Here is a 5848-nt window from a genome sequence, read left to right on the forward strand (position 1 = left end):
TGGTTCGTTGTAGTAGCGGATCCCGTGGACAGCAGTGAGGGAGAGAAGCGCGAGGGCATAGCCAGCAATCCGCTCCGAAAGGGGGGGCCTGCTCTTTCGAGGGGAAGCTGCCTGGCGTCGCCGAGTCCAGTGTTCCGCGTTCGCGTCGGTGGCGCGAAGGGCTTTGGGCGTGAGCGGGTTTTTCATGGATTGGCCTGGCAGCGTCTTTCTCTTTTCTATCCCCTTTTGGCCGGGTAGCCCAGGAAGAGGATCTCAATCGCCAATGGTAATCTGCCCCACCATACCTGCTTCTGCATGGCCGGGAATGGTGCAAACCAGAGAATAGACCCCAGATTTCAGGGGAATAAATTGCCACTCCACCGAAGCGCCTGGCTTCAGTTCCAATTCTCGGATCTGGCCCTTGATTTCCACGCCGGCCACGTCCAGCTTGCGGGTCCAAACGGCATCGGCAAAATCTTTGGCGCTGAAATAATGTTTCAATTGGCTGGGGTTGCTCAGGCGGAGACGGTAGAGGCTGCCGTTGCGAAAAGACAGTTCCTTGGGCACAAACACCAACTGATTGTCGGCAGTGCCCAACTCAACCACCTTCTCCTGCGGCGTTTGTCTGGAGAGATCCCGCGCCTGCGCCAGGCCAGGGATCCCAATCATGAGAACCGATAGCCAAATTCCCAACACCAGGAAACGACAGAACCTGCTTAACATGGCAACACCATGGAATCAAAAACTCTCTCCCGCTGAGGGGAGTAGCTTGGAAACTCAAGATAGCAGCTCGAGCGGTGGGTGGAGAGATTTTGCCGCTGCGGCTGTCTAGCCCTCTACATCCGTGTAGAGCCGCACAGTTAGGGCTTCCCCTCCGTCTTCGGGTATTTCGCCCCTCATTTCAAGGGCTACCGCAGCGACGTAGCCACCGGCAACCTGAAGCGGTAGGGTTACCCAGCAAGAGTCCCCGTCCAAAGCTCTGGAGCCGGCCAGACCCCTGCCTGTTCCCTTCAGGAGCGCCTCCTTTTGTGTCCACATTTGAAAGAAAAGGGCATCCCGCTCTGGAGCTGGACAGCTGGCCAAACGGCCCTGCTCAGCAGCCGAAAAATAGCGTTGGGCGATGCGCTGCCAGCGGAGCACAGGTCGAACCCATTCCAGATCCACTCCAATGCGGTATTGCCATCTCAGGCCGATCAGGACGCGCTCGTGGGAGTGGCTGAGGTTAAACTGCAGCGGCAGGGGTGGATCCCGCCAGTAGGGTTTGCCGGTAGAACTGTGGTCGAGGGGGATCCCCTGGGGCGGAATGCCGCTGTAGCGGCTAAGCAAGCTCCGCAACCCAAGACGACCGGCCAGAAAGCGGCGCCGATCTGCCGGCAGTTGTAAACGCTCTGCCCGCCGACATTCTTCAGGGGAAAGAAGGCCGAGCTGGGGGAGCAACTTCTCCAACGGGGGGACTGTCTGCAGCCAAAGATGCACCTCTGACTTTCCCGACAACGGCTGCAGGGATCCCCCTGTGGCGACTGCTACCTCGCTGAAGTTGGATCCAGACAACTCTGAAAACTGAGGATAGGGTAACATGGCCTTGAATTGGTGGAGTTGGCAACACCACCCAGACAGTACACCCTTTCCTGTACGCGCTCGCGAGACCTGGTCTGACCTGATGCCCTCCTTCCACTATCCCCCCCGTCCTGACCGTGTCCGCGCAGCTCGTCAGCAGGCCATTCGTCAGGGGATCCTCTGGCTGTTGTTGGGGTTCACGGCTGTGTTGGCGGGTTCTGCCGGTGCCCTCTTGGCCGTGATGTTGCCCCGTCAGGTGATCCCAACTTCCCTCACTCCTGCAGAACAAGAAGCCTTCCGTCCTGATGCCTTACGGGCTGCGGCTCTGGATCGCTCGTTGCATATCCTCATTCTCGGCACGGACAACCCGGATCCCACCCTGCCCTTGCCCACAGAGCGAGATCGCTTCCACACCCGCAGCGACACCATTCTCTTGGCCCGCTTTGATCCCCAGGCGCGGCGGATTACCGTTTTGTCCATCCCCCGCGACACTCGTGTGCGCTTGCCTGGCTTTGGTGTGGCCAAGATCAATGCTGCCAACTTGGCAGGGGGCCCGGCGCTGGCGGCCCAGGTGGTCAGCCACTTGATGGGTGGGATCCCGATTGACCGCTACATTCGCCTCAATACCGATGCTCTGGAAGAGCTGATCGATGCGGTGGGCGGCGTGGAAATCTACGTGCCGGAACCGATGCAGTACGCAGATCACACCCAGCAGTTGTTCATCCACCTGGAGCCCGGCTGGCAACGCCTCAATGGAGAACAAGCCCACCACTTTGCCCGCTTTCGCCGCGATCACCTGGGATTGGGGGATATCGGTCGGGTGCAACGGCAACAGGAATTGCTGCGGGCCCTGAGCCGGGAACTGCTCTCCCCTGCTGTCTGGCCGCGGATCCCGAAGATTTTGCAGGTCGTCCGCACCAACCTCGATACCAACCTCACCTGGGAAGAGGTTCTGAGCTTGGCCAAGTTTGTCCTCACCTCTGGGGGCGATCGCATCGACCTGGTGCTGCTGCCGGGCCGCTTCAGTCAGCCGGGAGAATTCTCCACCAGCTACTGGCTGCCGGATCCAGCCGGGATCCGACGGGTGGCCGTCTCCCACTTTGGCCTGGAGGCAGAGGTAGCCCGCATTCCTCCACACCGCCTGCGCATAGCCGTGCAAAACGCAACCGGAGAGCCGGGGATGGCCCGCCGTATGGTGCAAGAATTGGTGAGACAAGGATACGTCCATGCTTTTGCTGTGGAAGACAGCACCCAGGTGCTGCAGCAAACGGAGATCCTCGCCCAGAGCGGGGATCGGGAGGGGGCTAAACAGATCCGCGCCGCCATCGGCCTAGGAGAGATGCGGGTAGAGTCCACCGGCGTTCTCAACTCCGACGTCACCATTCGGATCGGCCAGGATTGGGCCCAACAACTTGCTTTGGATGAAGCGCTCCGCACCACTGATGGGAACGGCCAAGCCCAAGCTCCGCCCGGAGCCGCTCAGCTCTAGAGAGCCGGTTCGGTTGCGAGTGCGGATTTCCGAAAAAGAGCCTGCTTGTCGGGGACTTTTCGGTCTCTGTAGATTAGCACTGAGCTTGTTTGAGTGCTGAGCCACCTATGACCGTGCTGGAACAGGGATCCATCACCATCCACACCGAGAACATTTTTCCCATCATCAAGCAGTCTCTCTACTCGGATCGAGAGATCTTTTTGCGGGAGCTGATCTCCAATGCTGCTGATGCCATCACCAAGCTGAAGATGGCCAGCCTTGCCGGCGAAGTGGCGGATCTCCCAGAGCCGGAGATCACGATTGCCCTCAACAAAGAGGCCAAGACCCTAGCGGTGACCGATAACGGCATCGGCATGACTGCCGAGGAAGTGAAAAAATACATCAATCAGGTGGCTTTTTCCAGCGCTGAAGAGTTCATTCAAAAGTACAAGGGCAAAGACGCAGAGCAAGCAATCATTGGCCACTTTGGTCTGGGATTCTACTCCTCTTTTATGGTGTCGCAGCGGGTGGAGATCGACACCCTCTCCTATCGGCCCGGCAGCACGCCGGTAAAGTGGGCTTGTGACGGCACCACTACTTTTACCCTCTCCGATTCCGAGCGCTCCAGCATCGGCACCACCGTTACCCTTCACATCACCCCCGAAAATGAAGAATACCTGGAGCCAAGCCGCATTCGGGAATTGGTTCGTAAATACTGCGATTTCATCCCCGTTCCCATCAAGTTAAACGGGGAAGTGATCAACAAGCAAAAGCCCCTGTGGAGAACTTCACCTTCCGAACTCAAAGATGAGGATTACCTAGAGTTTTATCGCTACCTCTACCCCTTCCAAGAGGATCCCCACTTCTGGGTACACATCAACACCGACTATCCCTTCATCGTGCAAGGGATCCTCTATTTCCCCAAGTTGCGCCCGGATATTGATCCCACCAAGGGTCAAGTCAAGCTGTTCTGCAATCAAGTCTTTGTCCAAGATAACTGTGAGGAAGTTATCCCCAAGTTTCTCCTGCCTCTGCGGGGGGCCATCGACAGTCCGGATATTCCCCTCAACGTCTCTCGCAGCTTCTTGCAAAATGACCGCACCGTAAGACGCATTGGGGATCACGTTGCCAAAAAGGTGGCGGATCGTCTCAATGAACTGTACAGGGAAGATTACGAAAAATACGTCAAGGTCTGGCCCGACATCAGCCTCTTTATGAAGTTTGGGGCGATGAACAACGACAAGTTCTTTGCCCAGATTAAGGATATTCTCATTTTCCGAGTGGCCGGATCCCCTGCTGACAAACCCGAATATGTGACCCTGAAAGCGTACCTGGAGCGCACCCGCGACAAGCAAAACAAGCGAGTTTACTACGCCACCGATGAGGCGGCCCAGAGCGCCTACATCGATCTCCACCGCTCTCAAGGACTGGAAGTGATCATGCTGGATAGCTGGATCGACAGCCACTTCAGCAGCTTTTTGGAGCGGGAATACAAAGAAGAAGGGATCCAATTTAAGCGGGTGGACTCTGAGCTGGACGAAACGCTGGTGGATAAAGACAAAGCCGCCGAAATTGTGGATCCGGTCACGCAAAAAACCCGCAGCCAAAAGTTGATCGATCTCTTCCGACAAGCCCTGGGCAAAGACAAGTTGCAGATCCAAGCAGAAGCCCTTAAATCGGAGTCGGTTCCGGCCATGATCTTGCTGCCGGAGACGCTGCGGCGCCTGCAGGAGCTCAACGCCGTCATCCAGCAAAAGCCGCTGGAGTTTCTGGAAGAGCACACGCTGGTTCTGAACACGGCCCATCCCCTTATCCAAAACCTGCAGTCTCTTGCCGATCAGGGTCGGGATCCCGACTTGGTTCACCTCATCTGCAATCACATCTACGATTTGGCTTTGATTACCCAGAAAAGCTTTGACCCGGCAGCCGTGCGGGCCTTTGTGCAGCGTTCCAACGAAGTGCTGACTCGCCTCACCCGTCGTCAATAAGCAGCGCTGTCCAGGGTAGACTGCAGGGCTTCCGCTCCACCGGGCAGAGACGGACGGGATCCGGCCCCGTTGCCGCTGTGGCCGTAGCTGCCTTGGAGCACGGGGGCAACTTGGCGCATCAGAGTAGCCATCTCCAGGGCACTCATGGCGTATTCCCAACCTTTGTTGCTCTTGACCCCGGCCCGCTCCAGAGCCTGCTGCAGGGTATCGGCGGTGATGATCCCGAAAATGACCGGCACGCCGGTACGAAATCCTGCCGCCGCAATGCCCTTGGAGACCTCCGCTGCCACATAGTCGAAGTGGGGAGTTTGCCCGCGAATCACTGCCCCCAGGCAGATGATGGCGTCATAACGGCGAGATTGGGCCAGTTGGTGAGCCAGCAAAGGCACCTCAAAACTGCCGGGCACCCAGTAGTAGTCCACTTGCTTGCTCTCCGGGCCGACATCCACACCATGCCGCTTCAGCGCGTCCTGGCACCCTTCTAACAATTTGCCGGTGATTAGGTCGTTAAACCGACCGATGACAATGGCTAGACGCAGATCCTCCGTCTGAACAAAATTGCCCTCGTAAACTGCCATCTACGCTGCTCCAGATCTACCCAAGAGAAGAACAAGCGGGCCGACACGGCAAAACCACGCTTTCCCATCCTAATTCACTGAGGGAGCCACGGCGCAGACGCCCCGGCCTTCATGCCCAGAGGTACTGCTCGAAACGATGGCTTGCTGGCCCTCTTGGCATTCAACTTCCACCCCGCCTTGGCAACCATCTGGGCTGACTCAAAAGCGGGAAGGAACATCAACGGGTAATTGTTGGCCAGGGGAGAATTTTCCCATTGCTGCGCAACCCTGGGCGAATA

The 5848-nt window shown here is 57.6% G+C and carries 6 protein-coding genes; 2 read left to right on the plus strand and 4 right to left on the minus strand.

Features of this window, described 5'->3' with window-relative positions:
- The 3 genes from NW837_RS07485 to NW837_RS07495 all read right to left on the minus strand — a co-directional run.
- Positions 1-186: hypothetical protein (locus NW837_RS07485; protein WP_414330311.1), on the minus strand; the 186-nt coding region annotated here is incomplete at its 3' end.
- 66 nt (positions 187-252) lie between these two features.
- The gene (locus NW837_RS07490; protein ID WP_414330313.1) at positions 253-702 is read right to left on the minus strand and encodes a plastocyanin/azurin family copper-binding protein; all 450 of its coding nucleotides are present in this window, start codon (positions 700-702) and stop codon (positions 253-255) included.
- 105 nt (positions 703-807) lie between these two features.
- Entirely contained in the window at positions 808-1557 is a 750-nt protein-coding gene (locus NW837_RS07495) for a 4'-phosphopantetheinyl transferase family protein (RefSeq protein WP_414330316.1), read from the minus strand.
- On the opposite strand from NW837_RS07495, the gene NW837_RS07500 reads away from it, so the two are divergent.
- Together NW837_RS07500 and htpG are read left to right on the plus strand one after the other, a co-directional pair.
- Positions 1556-3025, plus strand: a complete 1470-nt coding sequence (locus NW837_RS07500) for an LCP family protein (RefSeq protein ID WP_414330318.1) — start codon at positions 1556-1558, stop codon at positions 3023-3025. The two genes, NW837_RS07495 and NW837_RS07500, sit on opposite strands and share 2 nt — an antisense overlap.
- A gap of 107 nt (positions 3026-3132) precedes the next feature.
- Complete coding sequence (gene htpG, locus NW837_RS07505; protein WP_414330320.1) at positions 3133-4992, plus strand: molecular chaperone HtpG; 1860 nt, start codon at positions 3133-3135, stop codon at positions 4990-4992.
- Here the strand turns inward: htpG and ribH are convergent.
- Positions 4986-5570 carry a 6,7-dimethyl-8-ribityllumazine synthase gene (ribH, locus tag NW837_RS07510; RefSeq protein ID WP_414330323.1) on the minus strand — a complete coding sequence of 195 codons (585 nt, stop codon included), beginning with the start codon at positions 5568-5570 and terminating at the stop codon, positions 4986-4988. The genes htpG and ribH overlap by 7 nt on opposite strands.
- Positions 5571-5848 lie beyond the last annotated feature (278 nt).

It is taken from the genome of Synechococcus sp. R6-10 (assembly GCF_047461815.1).
GTDB lineage: Bacteria > Cyanobacteriota > Cyanobacteriia > Thermostichales > Thermostichaceae > Thermostichus.